Annotated in this window: 16 protein-coding genes; 5 read left to right on the top strand and 11 right to left on the bottom strand. The window is 70.8% G+C overall.

Annotation, left to right across the window (positions count from 1 at the left end; all coding sequences use genetic code 11):
• Positions 1-27: 27 nt before the first annotated feature.
• Both FB559_RS06180 and FB559_RS06175 read left to right on the top strand, forming a co-directional pair.
• A complete protein-coding gene (locus tag FB559_RS06180) occupies positions 28-417 on the top strand; it encodes a (deoxy)nucleoside triphosphate pyrophosphohydrolase (protein ID WP_141954210.1) in 390 nt (129 codons plus the stop codon).
• A complete protein-coding gene (locus tag FB559_RS06175; protein ID WP_141954208.1) occupies positions 417-716 on the top strand; it encodes an MTH1187 family thiamine-binding protein in 300 nt (99 codons plus the stop codon). The genes FB559_RS06180 and FB559_RS06175 overlap by 1 nt, the downstream gene beginning before the upstream one ends.
• On the opposite strand, the gene FB559_RS44510 is transcribed toward FB559_RS06175, so the two are convergent.
• Positions 711-2,549, bottom strand: coding sequence for a serine/threonine-protein kinase (locus FB559_RS44510; RefSeq protein WP_246121380.1), 1,839 nt, complete (start codon positions 2,547-2,549; stop codon positions 711-713). The genes FB559_RS06175 and FB559_RS44510 overlap by 6 nt on opposite strands.
• A 271-nt stretch (positions 2,550-2,820) precedes the next feature.
• Here FB559_RS44510 and typA point away from each other — a divergent pair, with 271 nt between their 5' ends.
• On the top strand, positions 2,821-4,677 hold the full coding sequence (gene typA, locus FB559_RS06165) for a translational GTPase TypA (protein WP_141954203.1): 1,857 nt from the start codon (positions 2,821-2,823) through the stop codon (positions 4,675-4,677).
• A 3-nt stretch (positions 4,678-4,680) separates the two neighbouring features.
• On the opposite strand, the gene FB559_RS06160 is transcribed toward typA, so the two are convergent.
• The 7 genes from FB559_RS06160 to FB559_RS06130 form a co-directional block, all read right to left on the bottom strand.
• Positions 4,681-5,910 (bottom strand): response regulator receiver protein, encoded by a 1,230-nt coding sequence (locus tag FB559_RS06160; RefSeq protein ID WP_141954201.1) that lies wholly within the window; start codon positions 5,908-5,910, stop codon positions 4,681-4,683.
• The gene (locus tag FB559_RS06155; protein WP_141954199.1) at positions 5,907-8,261 is read right to left on the bottom strand and encodes a protein kinase domain-containing protein; all 2,355 of its coding nucleotides are present in this window, start codon (positions 8,259-8,261) and stop codon (positions 5,907-5,909) included. Before FB559_RS06155 ends, FB559_RS06160 begins: the two co-directional genes overlap by 4 nt.
• A 70-nt stretch (positions 8,262-8,331) precedes the next feature.
• Positions 8,332-8,670, bottom strand: a complete 339-nt coding sequence (locus FB559_RS06150) for a DUF4282 domain-containing protein (RefSeq protein ID WP_141954197.1) — start codon at positions 8,668-8,670, stop codon at positions 8,332-8,334.
• Positions 8,671-9,126: 456 nt separating this feature from the next.
• On the bottom strand, positions 9,127-10,356 hold the full coding sequence (locus FB559_RS06145) for an ABC transporter permease (RefSeq protein ID WP_141954195.1): 1,230 nt from the start codon (positions 10,354-10,356) through the stop codon (positions 9,127-9,129).
• Positions 10,353-11,060 carry an ABC transporter ATP-binding protein gene (locus FB559_RS06140; RefSeq protein WP_141954193.1) on the bottom strand — a complete coding sequence of 236 codons (708 nt, stop codon included), beginning with the start codon at positions 11,058-11,060 and terminating at the stop codon, positions 10,353-10,355. The genes FB559_RS06145 and FB559_RS06140 overlap by 4 nt, the downstream gene beginning before the upstream one ends.
• Entirely contained in the window at positions 11,057-12,202 is a 1,146-nt protein-coding gene (locus FB559_RS06135; RefSeq protein WP_141954191.1) for an efflux RND transporter periplasmic adaptor subunit, read from the bottom strand. The genes FB559_RS06140 and FB559_RS06135 overlap by 4 nt, the downstream gene beginning before the upstream one ends.
• A gap of 2 nt (positions 12,203-12,204) precedes the next feature.
• Entirely contained in the window at positions 12,205-12,693 is a 489-nt protein-coding gene (locus FB559_RS06130) for a hypothetical protein (protein WP_141954189.1), read from the bottom strand.
• Between the two features lie 115 nt (positions 12,694-12,808).
• On the opposite strand from FB559_RS06130, the gene FB559_RS06125 reads away from it, so the two are divergent.
• Together FB559_RS06125 and FB559_RS06120 are read left to right on the top strand one after the other, a co-directional pair.
• The gene (locus FB559_RS06125) at positions 12,809-13,462 is read left to right on the top strand and encodes a response regulator transcription factor (protein WP_141954187.1); all 654 of its coding nucleotides are present in this window, start codon (positions 12,809-12,811) and stop codon (positions 13,460-13,462) included.
• 5 nt (positions 13,463-13,467) lie between these two features.
• Positions 13,468-14,649, top strand: coding sequence for a sensor histidine kinase (locus tag FB559_RS06120; RefSeq protein WP_141954185.1), 1,182 nt, complete (start codon positions 13,468-13,470; stop codon positions 14,647-14,649).
• Between the two features lie 49 nt (positions 14,650-14,698).
• Here the strand turns inward: FB559_RS06120 and FB559_RS06115 are convergent, their stop codons facing one another.
• Genes FB559_RS06115 through FB559_RS06105 form a run of 3 tightly spaced genes read right to left on the bottom strand, consistent with a single transcriptional unit; the run spans position 14,699 to position 18,200 of the window.
• Positions 14,699-15,469: a succinate dehydrogenase/fumarate reductase iron-sulfur subunit gene (locus tag FB559_RS06115; RefSeq protein ID WP_141954183.1), complete on the bottom strand. Its 771-nt coding sequence runs from the start codon at positions 15,467-15,469 to the stop codon at positions 14,699-14,701.
• Between the two features lies 1 nt (position 15,470).
• The gene (locus tag FB559_RS06110; RefSeq protein ID WP_141954180.1) at positions 15,471-17,357 is read right to left on the bottom strand and encodes a fumarate reductase/succinate dehydrogenase flavoprotein subunit; all 1,887 of its coding nucleotides are present in this window, start codon (positions 17,355-17,357) and stop codon (positions 15,471-15,473) included.
• A gap of 12 nt (positions 17,358-17,369) precedes the next feature.
• Complete coding sequence (locus FB559_RS06105; RefSeq protein WP_141954178.1) at positions 17,370-18,200, bottom strand: hypothetical protein; 831 nt, start codon at positions 18,198-18,200, stop codon at positions 17,370-17,372.
• Between the last annotated feature and the right edge of the window lie 237 nt (positions 18,201-18,437).

The raw sequence follows: 18,437 nt of genomic DNA, 5'->3' as shown, positions 1-18,437 counted from the left end.
GGCGGCGGATGAGAGGGACGGTGTGCCATGCCCAGCCTTGTCGTAGGTGCGGCGATCATTGCCGACGGTCGGCTTCTCGCGGCGCAGCGTGCGGCGCCGCCCGAGCTGGCCGGTGGCTGGGAGTTTCCGGGCGGCAAGGTCGAACCCGGCGAGACGGACGAGCAGGCGCTCGCGCGTGAGTGCCGTGAGGAGCTGGGGATCGACGTCGCCGTCGGACGCCGGATCGGGGACGACTGGCCGCTCCACAACGGCTACGTCATGCACGTATGGACCGCCACGATCGCGAGTGGTGAGCCGGCGGCCCTCGAGCACTCCGACCTACGCTGGCTGAGCGAGGCAGAGCTCTTCGACGTGCCGTGGCTGCCCGCCGACCTGCGCGTACTCGAAGCGGTACGCGTTCATCTCAAGGAGTCCTGATGATCGTTTCCTTCTCCGTGACGCCGCTGGGCGTCGGTGAGTCGGTGGGGGAGTACGTCGCCGACGCCGTGCGTGTCGTGCGGGAGAGCGGGCTGCCCAACCGCACCGACGCGATGTTCACCAGCGTCGAGGGCGGGTGGGACGAGGTGATGGACGTCGTGCGCCGCGCGGTGGACGTGGTCGCCGCCCGTGCGCCACGGGTCAGCCTGGTGCTCAAGGCCGACGTCCGCGCCGGCGTCGCCGACGGGCTGACCTCCAAGGTGGAGACCATCGAGCGGCACCTCGACGCCGGGTCATGACGGTGCCGGTGACGGATCCGGCGACGACGCCTTGACCAGCGCGAGTACGTCCGGCCGTACGAGGTCGGAGATCTGGGCGTACGGCACGGTCACCACGGTCTCGCTGCAGGCGAACGCGTAACCGAGCACGGGTGGCATCACGTCGAACTGGACACCCGTGCCGGTCGGCATGAGATCGAGGGCGCGGGTCTCCTTGTCGTCGTTGTCGACGGTCTTGGGCCTCAGCTCATCGGGAAAGGTCTTCTCGACCCCGTCACAGAGGGCGCCACCCGGTGCCGCGTGGCCGATCCGCCGCTCGAGGTCGGACAGGCCGGAACGCGTGAGCACCTGGTCGCGGAGGATGTCGGCGGCCCTGAGGCGCCGCCCGGTGGCGAGGTCGACGATGACCGCGCGGCTGGCCGCGAGGTCGTAGGGCGTCAACGGCGCGTTGTGGGACGTGAAGAGATACCGGGCCGCGATCAGCCGGGGGCCACGTAGCCCCAGTTCGATGCCGGTCGTGATCCGGGGGTCTTTTCCAACGGAGTTGCCCGGCGGCAGGCGTGCGGTCCGATACCGCTTCAGTTGCTCCTCGATCGGTGCTCGTAGCGCCTCGTTGACGCGCTGGGCGATGGCCGGGTCGGGCAGCCCGTCGATGCGCACGTACCGTCCGTCGAAGGTGAGTGCCGGCCTCGTGTACCGCTCGGTCAGCGAGGCGAACGCGATACTCAGCCCCTTCGGCGACGCGGACGGCCGTGGTGGTGGGCGGTGCTCGCCGCCGCCGTGGTGCACGGCGGTGAGAGTGGCCGTGGCTCCGACGACGATCGCACCCGTGATGGCCGCTCCCGCCTTCGTGCCCGCGTGGCGGAGCAGGGTCTTCGTGGCCTCGTTGCCGGTCGGGCCCGTACCGCCCGTACCGCCGCTCGTACCGCCACCGGCACCGCCAGGGCCGCCCGCGCCGCCGCCGCCCGGTCCGGTGCCGAGCGCCGCCGCCAGCGGAGACAGTCCGGCCAGTACCGCGCTGACCTGGGCCAGGCGCCGCCAGCCGCTCCGCTCCCAGTCGCTGCCATAGGCCGCGGCGGCGATCCGCTCCAGCTCGCCGACGAAGTCGAGCGCCGACGCCGGCCGGCCCGACGGGTCCTTCGCCATGCCGCGAGTGACCAGGTCACGTACGGGCTCGGGAACCTCGGCGACCGGTACCGGCGCGCTCAGATGCCGCAGTTCGAGGGTGGCACGGTCCGCGCTCCCGAAGGGCCGGTGGCCGCTGAGGCACTCGAAGAAGACACACGTCGCGGCGTAGACGTCCGTCGCGGGACCGGCCGGTGCGCCCGTCCACTGCTCGGGGGCCATGTACGCGGGGCTTCCGGCCGGTACGTCCGCGTGGCCCGACCGGACCGCGATGCCGAAGTCGGCGATCTTGCTCTGCCCGTTCTCCTGCACGAGGACGTTCTCAGGCTTGTAGTCACGGTGCACGATCCCGGCGGCATGGGCGGCGCCGAGCCCGAGCAGCGAGCCCTTGAGCACGGCCAGGGCCGCCTCGGGGCCGGTCGGACCGTGCGCGTCCAGTACCGCCCGGAGCGACGCTCCGGAGACCGCCTCCATCACGATCGCCGCGCGGTCTCCCGCCTCGGCGTACTCGTACAGCCAGGTGACATGCGGGCCGCGCAGCGTGGCCAGGGTCCGTGCCTCCTCGCGGAAGCGAGTCAGGAACCATGTGCCGCCGAGACGTTCCACGGACAGATACTTGATCGCGACGAGGGTGCCGGACCCGTCATGACGTGCCAGGACGACCCGCCCGAACGAACCCGTGCCGAGCTCGCGCAGCTCCGAATAACCCGGAAGTGCCCAGCCGGCCACGCCTGCTCCTCGGTCACTCGACGCCATCGAGACAGGGGACGCGGGACGCCCCGTTGAATGCTCCGGCCAGGATCGGGGCGCCCCGCACACTCGTTCGACGCAAGGAGGGCCCGATCGGTTGCCGTAGATTCGCGATAGTTCCCACCACTTGTCCCGTACCGGCCGTCGCGGAGCATGAGCCGACCAAGGGGCCCTGGTGGGCCAAGTAGACTTGTCCCTGCCGCGCGGATTCCGCGGTGACTCCCAAAACCACGAAGCGAGACCCGCACGCATGCCCATCGCCACTCGGGACGATCTCCGCAACGTCGCCATCGTCGCCCACGTCGACCACGGAAAGACGACCCTCGTCGACGCCATGCTCTGGCAGTCCGGTGCGTTCCGCGAAAACCAGGACGTCAACGAGCGGGTGATGGACTCCAACGACCTGGAGCGTGAGAAGGGCATCACGATCCTCGCGAAGAACACCGCGGTCCTGCACGGTGGCATGACGATCAACATCATCGACACCCCGGGCCACGCCGACTTCGGCGGCGAGGTCGAGCGCGGCCTGTCGATGGTCGACGGAGTGGTGCTCCTCGTCGACGCCTCCGAGGGCCCGCTGCCGCAGACGCGCTTCGTGCTCCGCAAGGCGCTCGCCGCGAAGCTGCCGGTCATCCTCGTCGTCAACAAGGTCGACCGGCCCGACGCGCGCATCGCCGAGGTCGTCGACGAGACGTACGAGCTGTTCCTGGACCTCGACGCCTCCGAGGAGCAGATCGACTTCCCGATCGTGTTCGCCTCCGCGCGGGCCGGGCGGGCGAGCCTGAACAAGCCCGACAACGGCGGCATGCCGGACAGCGAGGACCTCGAGCCGCTGTTCGAGGTGATCAGGGAGACCGTCCCCGCGCCCGAGTACGACCCGGACACCCCGCTGCAGGCACATGTCACCAATCTGGACGCGAGCTCCTACCTCGGCCGGATCGCGCTGTGCCGCGTGCACTCCGGCGTCATCAAGAAGGGCCAGCAGGTCGCGTGGTGCAAGCACGACGGCACCATCGACCGGGTCAAGATCACCGAGCTGATGATGACCGAGGCGCTGGAGCGCAAGTCCGCGGAGCAGGCCGGGCCGGGCGACATCATCGCCATCGCCGGCATCCCGGACATCATGATCGGTGACACCCTCGCCGACGCCGAAGACCCGCGCCCCCTTCCCTTCATCACCGTCGACGAGCCGGCCATCTCGATGACCATCGGTACCAACACCGGTCCGCTCTCGGGCCGGGAAAAGGGCACGAAGGTCACCGCCCGCCTGGTCAAGGAGCGGCTGGACCGCGAGCTCATCGGCAACGTGTCGATCCGCGTGCTGCCGACCGAACGGCCCGACTCCTGGGAGGTCCAGGGGCGTGGCGAGCTGGCGCTGGCCATCCTCGTCGAGACCATGCGCCGTGAGGGCTACGAGCTGACCATCGGCAAGCCGCGGGTGGTCACCAAGGAGATCGACGGCAAGGTGCACGAGCCGGTGGAGCGCCTGACGGTCGACGCACCCGAGGAGTACCTCGGCGCGATCACCCAGCTGCTGGCGGTGCGCAAGGGGCGCATGGAGCAGATGACGAACCACGGCACGGGCTGGATCCGGATGGAGTTCCTGGTCCCGGCCCGCGGCCTGATCGGCTTCCGCACCGAGTTCCTCACCGAGACCCGCGGCACCGGCATCGCGCACCAGGTGTTCGAGGGGTACGAGCCGTGGTTCGGCGAGCTGCGCACCCGGCCGACCGGCTCACTGGTCTCCGACCGGACCGGCGCCGCCACCGCGTACGCGATGTTCAACCTGCAGGAGCGCGGCACGATGTTCGTCGCGCCGACCACCGAGGTGTACGAAGGCATGATCATCGGCGAGAACTCCCGCGCCGACGACATGGACGTCAACATCACCAAGGAGAAGCAGAAGACGAACGTGCGCTCCTCCACCGCCGAGGCGTTCGAGCGGCTGACCCCGCCGCGTGCCCTCAGCCTGGAGGCGGCGCTGGAGTTCGTCGCCGACGACGAGTGCGTCGAGCTGACTCCGGCGGCGATCCGCCTGCGCAAGGTGATCCTGAACTCCAAGGACCGCGAGCGCACCCGCGCCCGTGGCAAGCGCGGACAGAGCTGACGCCTACCGGTCGCGTTCGCGCTGCCGTGCGCGCGGCTGCTGGCGTGAGCGTCGCTGCCGCACGACGGGCAGCCGCTGCTCGCCGGGTTCGATCCGCCAGCGTACGTCGGCGTGGATCCCGGCGTCGTCCAGGCGTTCACGTGCGGCCTCGAACGACGCGCACCACTGCTCTTCGCGCTCGACGTCGAGGCGCCGCTGCTCGGCGCCCTCGCCGGGTTCGGTGCGCAGGAGCGCCATGCGTACCTGCCGTGCGTCGTCGACGCGTACCTTGACCGCGTGCTGTGCCCAGTCGCCCCGGGTGAGCACGGCCTCGCCGGCGTCGGCGGTGAGGGTCTCGAAGCCCTCGGCCACCTCGTAGCCCAGCTCCTCGAACGCCTCCCGCAGCGTGGCGGCGACGTACTCGTGCTCGGCCTGGCGCTGCAGGTCGCCGACGAGGCGTACGGCCTCGGCGCGCAAGCCCTCGTCGAAGGGACGGCCGCCGCCGGCGACCTCGGCGAGCCGCGCGGGCACGTCCCCTGCCCCGGGATGGGTCTCGAGCTCACGGAGGAACCGCGCCGCCGCCGCCCGGTCGTCGCGCCTTCTGCGGGCCTGCTCGTTGGCCTGCTGGATGCGGATGCGCACCTCGGTGAGGCGGCTCTCTGCCTCGCCCTGCGTGGACGCGGCGGCGGCCTGCTCGGCCGCCTCGGTGACGGACCGCAGATCGTCGTCGGTCGTGTCGGGCAGCAGCCGGGCGAGGACACGGGCCATCGTGGTGGCGAGGGCGTCCGGCGAGACGGCGACCGGACGGTCGGCGGGCCCGGCGGCGGTGGCCTTCAGAGCCTCGGCGGCGAAGATGCGGCCGGTGGCGGCCGAGGCGATGCCGGTGGCGAGGGACTCCTCGGCCGCGGCCAGCACGGTGTCCGCCTCGGTGCACCAGGCGACGAGCTCGTCCGCGGTCATCTGCGCGGGTTCGAGCGGAGCGGGGAGCACGAGGTCGGCGTCGTTGCGCTCGGCCGAGGACGCCAGCGCGGTGATGCGGGCGTTCCGGTCGAGCACCTCGGCGATCGCCTGTTCGTGGTGCTGGATCTCCCGTAGGCGGCGAGCGCGGACCTCGGCGCGCGCCTCGGCCAGCCCCGCGAGCATCCCGGTGCCGGCGGCGGCGAGGCCGGCCGCGCCGCCGAGGACGCGGATGAGCCCCAGGCTGGCGATGACCGCCGCGTCCAGGGCGATGTCGGCTTCGACGCCGCTGCTCACTGTCGTCCTCCCATGGCGTGTTCTTTCGCCCGTACGCGTTCCTGCCGCCACCGCTGCATCCGCACCCCGGTCACCACCACGTGCGCGATCGAGGCCGCCACCATGACCGCCAGCCACATCAGCCAGGCGATCGAGATCAGCACCGCCACGACGACCAGGAGCACGATCAGCGGCACCAGCGCCACGACCAGCAGCACGCCGCAGCCGCCCGGTCCCCGGCGCCGGGTGGTGCCCGACACGGTCCTGGTCACGCTCGAGAAGCCCCGCTTGGCCCCGCCCAGACCCTTGGCCAGCCAGGACCAGGGCCCGAGCGGAAGGTAGTCCGTGCCCTGACGGGACGCGAGGAAGACCTCACAGGCGACGGCGACGAGCCAGGCCGCCACGGCGAAGGTCACCAGCAGCGTCGTCGGGGCGCCCACCGCGCCGACGCCGCCGTAGCTGTCGTTCTTGGCGGCGTTGCGCAGCTGACCGAGCAGCCAGCCGCCGCCGGTCCAGACGACCAGCAGGGGCAGCGTCCACAGAACGGCGCGGACCATCGCCGTCGTACGGCCGGCGAGGCGCTGCTTCTCCCGCTCCTCCCAGTGGCGCAGACCCTCGGCGGCGCGCCGCTCGGTCTCCTGCCGGTGGCGGGCCGCGCCCTCGATCTCCAGTACGGCGTCGGGCGCGGCGCGTACGAGCGCGAGGCGGCGCAGCGGATCGTCGCCCGTCTGGTCGGACAGCCAGCCGAACCAGGGGACGGGTTCGCGTACGCCCTCGCGGGCGTGCGCGGCGGCCGACCGCAGCGCGTCCTCCGTCTCGGCGGGACGTCCCGCCAGGGCGAGCAGGGTCGCGAGGATGACGGGAGGCTCGTCCAGGCCGGGCGCGCCCGCGTCGGGGAGCCGGTTCGCCGTACGCGGTAGTTGTGATCTCAGCCAGTTCGCGAGGCGGTTCCACGACGAGGCGAGTCCGTGCCAGCGGTCGTTGACCGTCGGCAGCTCCTCCCCACCGCTGAACCCGGCGAACTCCGGGAGCAGGTGGAACTCCCACAGCTCACGTACGGCGCGAGCCGCCGTGGTGCGGTCGGGATGGCGCGGGTCGTCGATCACGCCGGCGAGGCCGGGGAGGTCCTCGGGGAGCACCCGAAGCCCGAGGTAGTGCGGCTCCAGCGTGGGATCGAGCCACCGCAGCAGGTGCAGGAGCTTCACGTTGGGCGGGCGGTCGCCGGTCAGTGACTGGTCGATCAGCCGGATGCGGCCTTCGGAGTCCTCGTCGAAGCCGGTGAGCCACTCGCGCAGCGCCTGCCATGCCTCGCTCGGCCCGACCGGGGTGAACATGGTGCCGAAGAAGTAGCGGGCCGCCGACTCCCAGTCCGCCACCAGGGCACGGGCCAGCTCACCGCGGTCGGTGTAGCTGTGGCCGCCGAACCCCAGGGCGCCGCGCGCCACACCGGTGGCGAAGGCGGATGTACGGGGCGGCTCCGGCTCGGCGACGGCCGGGCTCTCACCGGCGAGCCAGCGTTCGACCTCGCCGCCGGTCCAGCGGCGACGCGGGTCGCGGGTGAGCAGGCCGCGGCAGAGCATCCGCATCCGCAGGTCGGGGATGTCGTCGCAGTCGATGGTGCGGGTGGCGAGGTGGTCGACGACGGCCGTCTCGCTCATGCCCGCGAACGGCGTACGGCCGGTCAGCAGCTCGCGGACGATGATCCCGAGCGACCACCAGTCGCGGGCGGGGGAGACCTGGCCGGAGAGCGACTCCGGCGCGGCGTACGCGAGTGTCCGCGACGACGAGGCGAACACCACGCTCTGCTCGATCACCCGGCTGAGGCCGAAGTCGGTGATGGCGAGCCGGATCGGCGTCGTACTGCGGACGAGGACGTTCTCGGGCTTGAGGTCGCGGTGCACGATGCCCGCCTCGTGCAGGCGGTCGAGCCCCGCGGCGAGCTGGGCGAGCACCTCGGCGACCAGCGCGGGCGGGAGCTGCGCCCCGACCACGCGCAGGTTGCCGGCGGGGATGTACTCGATGACCTCGTAGTCGCGGCCCTCGGCGTGGCCGGTCTCCAGGATGCGTACGACGTGGGGCGAGTCGAGGGTCGGCAGCTTCTGCCACACCTCGCGGTCGGCGGTGAAGCCGCGCCGGAAGAGCTTGACCACGAGCTCGGTCCCGGCCGCGTCGCGAACGTGCAGCAGGTCGGACTCCGCGCCCTGCGTGGGGAGCTCGCCGAGCAGGTCGAACCGCTCGGCGAGTTCGGCGGGGAGGCGTACGAGTGAGGGCGCGGCCGGCCCGGAGTCGCGCCGGGTCGCGTCCGTGCCCGTGTCGCGGCGCGTCCCGAACTCGTCACGCCGCGTCTGCGACGGCCGCTCGATGTCCGCCACTACCCGTCCCCCGCCACGTCCGCCGTTGCCTCCGCGAGCCTAACGCCCACGCGCGCGCCCCGGACAGGGATCAGCGCAGCCCCTCCCGCTCCCGCATCGCCTTGAGATGCTCCGTGATCTTGAACTGGTTGATCACGAACTCCAGGACCATCCGGACGACGACGAGTTCGAACAGCCACAGGAGAGGCGCTGCGGGGACGAGGAAGATGCCGAAGTAACGGCCCCAGCCGAACTGGAGAGCCCACAGTCCGACCAGGAGGATGAACAGCGAGGTCAGACTGATCAGGAGTATGGCCAGCACATAGAAAGCCTTGATCAGCCGGGTGCTGACCATTTCGTCGAAGTTGATGTCGAAAAGGGCGCCGAGCAGTCCTTTGCCCCTGGCGGACGGATAACCGGGCGGACCCACCGGGTGCTGCGGTGGGGGCCCGCCCTGCCAGGGGGCGCCAGGCTGTTGCGGGGGACCTGGGTACGGCCCATGCTCGCCTGGGTGAGACTGATGGCCTGGATAGGGCTGCGGCTCGCCTTCGTACGGCGGCCCGCCTGGGTACGACGAGTAGGGCTCGCCCTGGCGCGGTGGTGGGGGGCGACGCCCTGATTCGTCGTGGGGGTTGGACATCTCGGTCTCCTCGGCTGCCACCGTCAAAGGCTAGACCGCTGGGGGCCTCAGTTCACATGACCATGCCGTGCCGGTTCGGTATCAGTGGCCACCAGGCCGGCCTGGCCCTGCGCGGATCGCCGCTCCCCCGTGGGGCGACAGGGACGAATCCGGCAGGCAGGCGGCTACGCCGGCGACCGGTTCCTGGACCGGCTGAATCGCTCAAGGGCGGTTCGGGAAGGTCCATCACTGCACGCCGTCCCCTGGTCAGGACGTCGCCAGCGCCTGGGTCGGGGTGAGGCGGGCGGCGCGGCGGGCCGGGTAGAGGCCGGCGGCGGCGCCGACCACCACCGCCGCCGCCACACCCCCCGCGATGGCCTCGGCCGGTAGTACCAGGGGCCAGCCTCGATGCATGGCGTAGACCAAGGCGGTCGTCACGCCGAGGAGGACACCGGCCACCCCGCCCAGCAGGGAGAGGCTGACCGACTCGGTGAGGAATTGCAGGCGGATCTGGCGGCGGGTGGCGCCCAGAGCGCGGCGGAGGCCGATCTCCTGGCGGCGTTCCAGGACCGAGATGACCATGATGTTGGCCACCCCGACGCCGCCGACCAGGAGTGCCACGGCGCCCAGGCCCAGGAAGAGGGCGTTGAACGCGGACTTGGCGGCCAGCTGTGCCGTCAGCGCGTCCGACGGGCGGCTCACCTCCACCTGGTCGGGGTGTTCCGGGTCGACGGTGGCCGCCAGCAGATCGTGGACGGAAGAGACGGCGGCGTCCGTCGAACGCTCGTAGACCGTCGTCGGGTGGCCGTCGAATCCCAGCTTCGCGGCCATGTCCCAGCCGATCAGCGCCGAGCGGTCGATCTCCGGTGCCAGGCGGAGTGAGTTCAGCACCCCCACGACCGTGAACCAGCGGCCCGCGATGTAGACGCGCTGCCCGGCACGGTCGATCCCCAGGCGTTCGGCCGCGACCGCGCCGAGCACCACGGACGGATATCGAGAGGTCGCGCTGTTCAGGTACGCCCCGGACCGCGCCGAGCCGTCCAGCGTCGACAGCAGGTCCAGGCGCGCGGCGCTCACCGCGATGCCGCCGGTCTCCTCCGGGTCGATCTTGTCGGTCCGCCGTGCGGTGGCGTGCGGCACCGTGCCGACGGCGGAGGCCGACCTCACCCCGGCGATGCGGCTCGTCATCGCGACGGACTCGACGGGCAGCGTGGCGTTGTCGCCGAACATCGTCTGCCCCGGGGCGGCGGTCAACAGGTTCGTGCCCAGCCGGTTGATCTGCGCCAGCAGGCCGGCACGGCTGACCGCGCTGATGCCGAGCACGGACACCATCGCGGCGATGCCGATGGCGATTCCCAGCGCGGACAGGCCGGCGCGCAGCGGCCGCGCCCGCAGACCGCTGAGCCCCGCCTTGGCCAGGTCGCCGGAGCGCGATCGCGACGGATCCGGCAGCCGGGTCTCCGCGGACTCCGGCGAGGGAAGGACGGCGTGCGTCATGGTGCTACCTCCGAGGTACGCACCGGGGTGCCGGTGTCGCTGAGGACCTGGCCGTCGAGGATCTCGACGCGTCGCGGCATCGCGTCGGCCAGCTCCGTGTTGTGGGTGATCATCGCGATGGTGCTGCCCTCGCGGTGCAGGTCGGTGAGGATGTCGACGATTCCGGCGCTGGCGGTCGAGTCCAGGTTGCCGGTCGGCTCGTCGGCCAGCAGCAGTGCCGGGCGGCCGGCGATGGCGCGGGCGATCGCGACGCGCTGGCACTCACCGCCCGACAGCTCGTGCGGGCGGTGGGTCAGCCGGTGGCCCAGTCCCACGCGCTCCAGTGCCGTACGCGCGAGGCGACGACGCCGCCGAGGCGGGGTCCCGTCGTACAGCAGTGCGGTCGCCACGTTGTCCAGCGCCGACAGGTGAGCCGTCAGGTAGAACCGCTGGAACACGAAGCCGATCCAGTGCGCGCGTACCGCGGACAGCCCCTGGTCGGGAAGCGTCGCGACGTCGTGGCCGAGCAGCCGTACCCGCCCCGAGGTGGGCCGGTCGAGCGTGCCCATCAGGTGCATCAGCGTCGACTTGCCCGAGCCCGACGGCCCGACGATGGCCACCATCTCGCCGCGCCGGATGGTCAGCGACACCTCGCGAAGCGCGTGGACGCCGCCCGGGTAGACCTTCGTGGTGGCCTCCAGCGCCACCACGGCGGGGTCGCTCATGAGCGGGGCACCTCCACCTTCATGCCCGCGGTGAGGCCCGAGCCGGACACCTCGACCTTGCCGTCGGCGAAGATGCCGAGCTCGACCGGGACCGTGTGCCGCCCGGCGGAGTCGACCACCTCCACCGCGTACGTGCCGGCGGCCTGGGCGAGCAGCGCCTGTACCGGCACGGCCAGGACGCCCTTGTGCGTGCTGCTGGTGAAGCCGACCGTGACCGGCGCCCCGTCCAGGTGGCCGGCCGAGGAGCCGTGGTCGAGCGTGATGTACACCGGAACCGTGGCGGTCTCGGTGTCCTGGCCCGCCTGGTTCTGGTCGTCCGAGTCGGACGACGCGGTCGCCACCGTGCCGACCGAGGAGATGTGGCCGGTCGTCGTCCTGCCGCCCGGCAGCTCCACTCCCACTTTGGCGCCGTCGACGGCGAGCTCCTGCTGGTTGACCGGCAGCTGGACGGTGATCTGGTGTGCCGTGCCGTTCGCCGTCAAAATCTGTCCGCCGGCCGGCCCGCCGAGAGAGGCCCCGACCTTCTTGATCCGGACGGCGCCGGGTTCGATGACGACGTCACCGGGGGCGACCGCGCCGGTCCGGCTGACGCCCAGGTCGTCCTGCCAGTCCCGTACGGCCGCGGCGGTGGCGGCGGTGAACGAGTCGTCCACCGTGACGTCGTCGCCGTAGCCGAGAGCCGTGAGATTGCTCTCCAGCTCACGTACGTCCCGTCCGCCGGACACGCCGGAGCGGAGCGTACGCCAGAACGGGACGGCGCCGTAGAACAGCGGCACCTTGCGCGAGTCCACCTCGTAGACGCGCCTGCCCCGCCGGATCGTGCGGCCCTCGTCCGGCAGCCACGTCAGGCGGCCACGCCCGCTGCCGGACACGGTGTAGGAGTCGGCGAAGCCGAGCGTGCCATCGACCTGGGTCTGGTCGGTGAGGTCGGTGCGCACGATGTCGGCGGTGGCCGGCGCAGCGCCGCTCGGCGGTTTCCTGCTCGACCCGCCGGTGAGCGCGACCGCGGTCCCGGCGGCGGCGACCGCCGCGACGGCGATCCCGCAAATCACCAGGCGCCGCTTCCCGGCCCGTCGTGCCGTGCTCTTCGCCGGGTCGTCCTCGCCGCCGATCGTGATCTGGCTCTCCTCGCGAACGCTCATCGCTAGTTGCCCCCGGTCGGCTTCGGGCTGGCGCCGCGCGGCGGGTACAACTTGCGGCAGGTCTCCATCGCCTGCTGCGTCTTCGTGTCGCCCTTCTTCACCTGGATCTGGACGCCATGGCCGGGCTGCGGGTCGGCGATCTGCACGCCGTGCGCGCGCAGGCACCGGGCCATCTTGAGCATCTGGTCGCGTGCCCGGGGGTCGTTCGGATCCATCGGTTTCATCGGGTTGTACTTGCGGCACGCCTGCATCGCGGTGTCCATCTGCTGCTTGCCCTGCGTGCTGTGGACCCGCATCCGTACACCGGGCTGGCCCGGCTCGGGATCCTCGACCTGCACACCGTGCTGCCGCATGCACTGGGCGAACTTCACCTGCGAGTCCTCCGCGTTCGCCGAGCTGGACGGCGCGGCGCCGCCTCCGCCTCCGCCGCAGCCGCTCAGCGCGAACAGGGCGAGGGGGATGAGAAGGGCCGTCTGCCTGAATCGGATCACTGTCCACTCCCTTGGGTCGGTTACCGCCGACTCAGGTGTACGGATCGGGGGGTTTCGCGGGAGTGACCGCAATCGTTAACCCTCCTCTTATGGCGCGTCCGTACTAAATGAGTCCATGCGGGTACTGGTCGCCGAGGACGAGCGGGCACTGGCCGAGCTGGTCGCCGAGGGCCTGCGCCGGCATGCGATGGCGGTGGACGTCGTTCACGACGGCACGTCCGCCTTAGAACGCGCGTCCGTGAACGACTACGACGTCCTGGTCCTGGACCGCGACCTGCCCGGGCTGCACGGCGACGACGTGTGCCGGGAACTGTCCGAGGGCGGCGCACGGGTGCGGATCCTCATGCTCACCGCGTCCGGCGCCGTGCACGAGCGCGTCCGCGGCCTGGACATCGGCGCCGACGACTACCTGCCCAAACCCTTCGAGTACGCCGAACTGCTCGCCCGGGTGCGCGCCCTCGGGCGGCGCAGCCAGCCCTCGCTCCCGCCGGTGCTGCGCCGGGCCGGCATCGTGGTCGACGCGCCGCGCCGCCAGGCCTCGCGCGACGGCCGCTACCTTCCGCTGTCCCGTAAGGAGTACGCCGTGCTCGAGGTGCTCATGCGCGCCCAGGGATCCACCGTCAGCGCCGAGGAGCTCCTCGAACGCGCGTGGGACGAGAACACCGACCCGTTCACCACCGTGGTCAAGGTCACCATCAGCAAGCTGCGTGCCAAGCTCGGCGAACCGCCGGTCATCGTGACCGTGCCCGGCAGCGGGTACCGGCTGTGAGGCGCATGCGCCCGCCGGCGACGGTACGGGTGCGGCTGACCGCCCTGTACGGCGGGCTGTTCCTCCTCACCGCGACCCTCCTGCTCGTCGTCGTGAACCTGCTGCTCGGACGGGCGTTGAACCACAAGGTGACGATGATCGCGGTCTCCGCCAGGGACGTGCGGCCGCCGTGGGGCGTGGCGGCGCCGCCGCCACCCGGCGATGTGCTCTACGGGCGGCAGCCGGAGGAGTTCCCCCCGGGTTCGCCCGGGCGGACGGCCGCCATCCTGCGGGACTCGGCGCTGTCCTACCAGTGGGGCGTGACCATCATCGCGATCGTCGTGCTGGCCGCCATCGCGGTGGTCGCCGGCTGGTGGCTGTCCGGGCGGGTGCTGCGACCGCTGCACCACATCACCGCCACCGCGCGGCGGCTGTCGCTGTCCAACCTGGACGAGCGGATCGCCCTGGAGGGGCCGCGCGACGAGCTCAAGGAGCTGGCCGACACCTTCGATGCCATGCTCGCCCGGCTGGAACGCGCGGTGGAGAGCCAGCGCCGGTTCATCGCCAACGCCTCGCACGAGTTGCGGACCCCGCTCGCGATCCAGCGGGCGGCCATCCAGATCGGTCTCGCGGACGCCTCGCCGGAGCAGGTCGAACGGATGCGCGGAGAACTGCTCGAGGCCAACCGGCGCTCCGAACGACTGATCGACGGGCTCCTCACGCTGGCGCGCGGCGAACGCGGCCTGGACGCGCGCGAGCCGGTACGGCTCGACGAGATCGTGGGGGAGGCGGCCGACCGGCTACGGGCGGCCGCGGAAGAGGGCGGGATCGCGATCCGGCTGGAGACCCGCCCGCTGACCGTCGTCGGCGACGGGGTGCTGCTGACCCAGCTCGTCACGAACCTGCTGAGCAACGCGGTGCGCTACAACCATCCGGGCGGCGAGGTGCGGGTGGAGATGTCGCCGGAGCAGGGGCTGACCGTGCGCAACACCGGCCCGGTCGTGCCCGCCGAGCGGGTGCCGGAGCTGTTCGAGCCGTTCCGCCGCCTGCACGCGCCGCGCACGGGAACGGCCGACGGCGCCGGCTTGGGCCTGTCGATCGTCGCCTCGATCGCGCAGGCGCACGAGGCGACGCTGAGCGCGTGCCCCAACCCGGGAGGTGGACTGGACATCACGGTACGGCCCCGTGTCGTGGTCCTGACCGGATAGCAGAACGCCCGGCCGGAACGGGTCCGGCCGGGCGTCTTACGCGGAACCGTCAGGCCTTCGGCGTCTCCTGGCCGCGCTTGACGATGCCGATCTTGGAACCGAGCCAGACCAGCGGGTCGTAACGCCGGCCGACCACGCGCTCCTTCATCGGGATCAGCGCGTTGTCGGTGATCTTGATGTGCTCCGGGCAGACCTCGGTGCAGCATTTGGTGATGTTGCAGTACCCGAGCCCGAACTCCTCCTGGGCGATCTCCCGGCGGTCGGCCACGTCCGCGGGGTGCATCTCCAGCTCGGCCACCCGCATGAGGAAACGCGGACCGGCGAAGTGTTCCTTGTTCTCCTCGTGGTCACGGATGACGTGGCACGTGTTGTTGCACAAGAAGCACTCGATGCACTTGCGGAACTCCTGGCTGCGCTCCACGTCGACCTGCTGCATGCGGAACTCGCCGGGCTTGACGTCGCCGCCGTCGAAGGACGGGACCTCACGCGCCTTCTCGTAGTTGTACGAGACGTCGGTGACCAGGTCGCGGATCACCGGGAAGGTGCGCATCGGCGTGACGGTGACCGTCTCCTCCTCGGTGAACGTCGACATCCGCGTCATGCACATCAGGCGCGGGCGGCCGTTGACCTCGGCCGAACACGAACCGCACTTGCCAGCCTTGCAGTTCCAGCGGACGGCCAGGTCCGGCGCCTCGGTGGCCTGCAGACGGTGGATGGCGTCGAGGACGACCTCGCCCTCGTTGACCTCGACGTCGTAGTCCTTGAGCTCGCCCTCGCCGCCGTCGCCGCGCCAGACCTTGAACTTCGCCTTGTAGCCCATGTCAGTTCTCCTCAGAGGGGAGCTCACCCTCGGTCAGGTACTTCTTCAGCTCGTCGACTTCGAAGAGTCCGATGAGGTCCTCGCGCATCGGCTCCATGTCCTGGTGCTTGAGGTCGACGAAGCCGTTCGAGCCGTCGCCGAGCCGGCACACGAGGTTGAGCTTGCGCCACTCGGGCGACATCGCGGGGTAGTCGTCGCGGGTGTGACCGCCACGGCTCTCCTGGCGCTCCAGCGCCGCCTTCGCGACGCACTCGGACACGAGCACCATGTTGCGCAGGTCGAGGGCCAGGTGCCAGCCCGGGTGGTAGCCCCGGCCGCCCTCGACGGAGACTGATCCGACCCGCTCGCGCAGCTTGCCGAGCGCCTCGATCGCCTGCTCCAGCTCTCCCTCGCGCCGGATGATGCCGACGAGGTCGTTCATCGTCTGCTGGAGCTCCTGGTGGACGGCGTAGGGGTTCTCCCCGCCGTCACGGCCGTACGGCTCCAGGGCCTCGGCCATCGCCGCCTCGACCTCGGCCTCGGGCACCTCGACGGTGACCGACGAGGCGTACTCCGACGCGCCCTGACCGGCCCGGCGGCCGAAGACCAGCAGGTCGGACAGGGAGTTGCCGCCGAGACGGTTGGAGCCGTGCATGCCGCCGGACACCTCGCCCGCGGCGAACAGGCCGGGGACGAGCGCCGCGGCCGTGTCCGGGTCGACCTCCACGCCGCCCATGACGTAGTGGCAGGTCGGGCCGACCTCCATGGGCTCGGCGGTGATGTCGACGTCGGCCAGCTCCTTGAACTGGTGGTGCATCGACGGCAGCCGCTTGATGATCTGCTCGGGCTTGAGCCGGGAGGCGATGTCGAGGAAGACGCCGCCGTGCGGAGAGCCGCGGCCCGCCTTGACCTCGGAGTTGATCGCGCGGGCGACCTCGTCACGCGGCAGCAGCTCGGGTGGGCGCCGGTTGTTGTCGGCGTCCTCGTACCAGCGGTCGGCCTCGTCCTCGGTCGTCGCGTACTTGTCCTTGAAGACGTCCGGGATGTAGTCGAACATGAACCGCTTGCCCTCGGAGTTGCGCAGCACGCCACCGTCACCGCGTACGGACTCGGTGACGAGGATGCCCTTCACCGACGGCGGCCAGACCATGCCGGTCGGGTGGAACTGCACGAACTCCATGTTGATCAGCGAGGCGCCGGCGAGCAGCGCGAGCGCGTGGCCGTCGCCGGTGTACTCCCAGGAGTTGGAGGTCACCTTGAAGGACTTGCCGATGCCGCCGGTGGCCAGCACGACGGCGGGCGCCTCGAAGACCACGAACTTGCCGGTCTCACGGATGTAGCCGAATGCCCCGCAGATCTTGCCGTCGGCGTCCTTCAGCAACCGGGTGACCGTGGTCTCGGAGAAGACCCGCAGCCGCGCGTCGTAGTCGCCGAACTCCTTGTGGTCCTCCTGCTGGAGGGAGACGATCTTCTGCTGGCAGGTGCGGATCAGCTCCAGGCCGGTACGGTCGCCGACGTGCGCCAGGCGGGGGTACTCGTGACCGCCGAAGTTGCGCTGGCTGATCTTGCCTTCCTTGGTGCGGTCGAAGAGCGCACCCCAGGCCTCCAGCTCCCAGACGCGGTCCGGCGCCTCCTTGGCGTGCAGCTCCGCCATGCGCCAGTTGTTGAGGAACTTGCCGCCGCGCATCGTGTCGCGGAAGTGGACCTGCCAGTTGTCGTTGGGGTTCGCGTTGCCCATCGCCGCGGCGGCGCCGCCCTCGGCCATGACCGTGTGGGCCTTGCCGAACAGCGACTTGGAGATGATCGCGGTCTTCTTGCCCTGCAGCCGGGCCTCGATCGCGGCGCGCAGGCCGGCGCCACCGGCGCCGATGACCACGACGTCGAACTGCAGCCTTTCGATTTCAGTCACTTGAGGTGGTCCTTAGTTGAAGATCCGCAGGTCGGAGAAGGCCCCGTGCGCGAGGAGCGCGACGTACGCGTCGGTCAGCGCGAGCGTGCCGAGCGTGATCAGCGCGAACTGTCCGTGCCGGGTGTTGAGCTTGCTGACCTGCGTCCACATCCAGTAGCGGACGGGAGCCTTGGAGAAGGTCTTGAGCCGCCCGCCCATGACGTGCCGGCACGAGTGGCAGGACAGGGTGTAGCCCCACAGCATGATGACGTTCACCCAGAGGATGAGCGTGCCGAGCCCGATGCCGAACCCACCGTCCTTGCCGTGGAAGGCGTTGATCGCGTCCCAGGTGTTGACGAGGGAGATCAGGCCGGCGATCACCCAGAAGTAGCGGTGGACGTTCTGCAGGATCAGCGGAAGACGGGTCTCACCGGTGTACTTGCCGGGGGTCTTGTGCGCCGGGCTCTTGTCCGGCACCGCGCAGGCCGACGGCGTCAGCCAGAACGCCCGGTAGTAGGACTTCCGGTAGTAGTAGCAGGTCAGCCGGAATCCCAGCAGGAACGGCAGGGAGATCAGCGCGTACGGAATGAAAAACGGCAGGTGCGCCGGGACGAACCTGCCGAAGTCCGCCGCTCCGGGCGGGCACGCCTTGCTGACGCACGGAGAGTAGAAGGGCGTCAGATAGTGATACTTCTCCACCCAGAAGCTACTGCCCATCATCGACCGCACCGTCGCGTACACGACCCAGGCCGTGAAGAACGCGAACGTCGTGAGCGGACTGAGCCAGTAGCGGTCCTTGCGTAGGGTGCGCGCCGGGATCTGGGCCCGATCCTTGGACGGCGCGTCCACCGTTGTCTGCGTCATGCGGGAATCTCCATCGAAGGCACACCACCTGGGAGGGCTGCCTGGTGCTCGAGCCTCTCCTCTGTTCAGGGGCGCTCATACGTTATTAGGGAGTTGTCACGGCCGCGATACGAGTCGCGGTCACCGAATGTGAAACTCCCCACTAACCCGCGGGCAGGCAGCACCGTTTGCGATCAGTCGGACCTGGATCTCCTTATGTGAATTATCACCCTGGACGTGATGGTTTCACGGCAGGTG

Source organism: Actinoallomurus bryophytorum, from assembly GCF_006716425.1.
Classification (GTDB): Bacteria; Actinomycetota; Actinomycetes; order Streptosporangiales; family Streptosporangiaceae; genus Actinoallomurus; species Actinoallomurus bryophytorum.
Note: the sequence above shows the minus strand (reverse complement) of the source record. Positions and strands in the feature narration are given on the sequence as shown.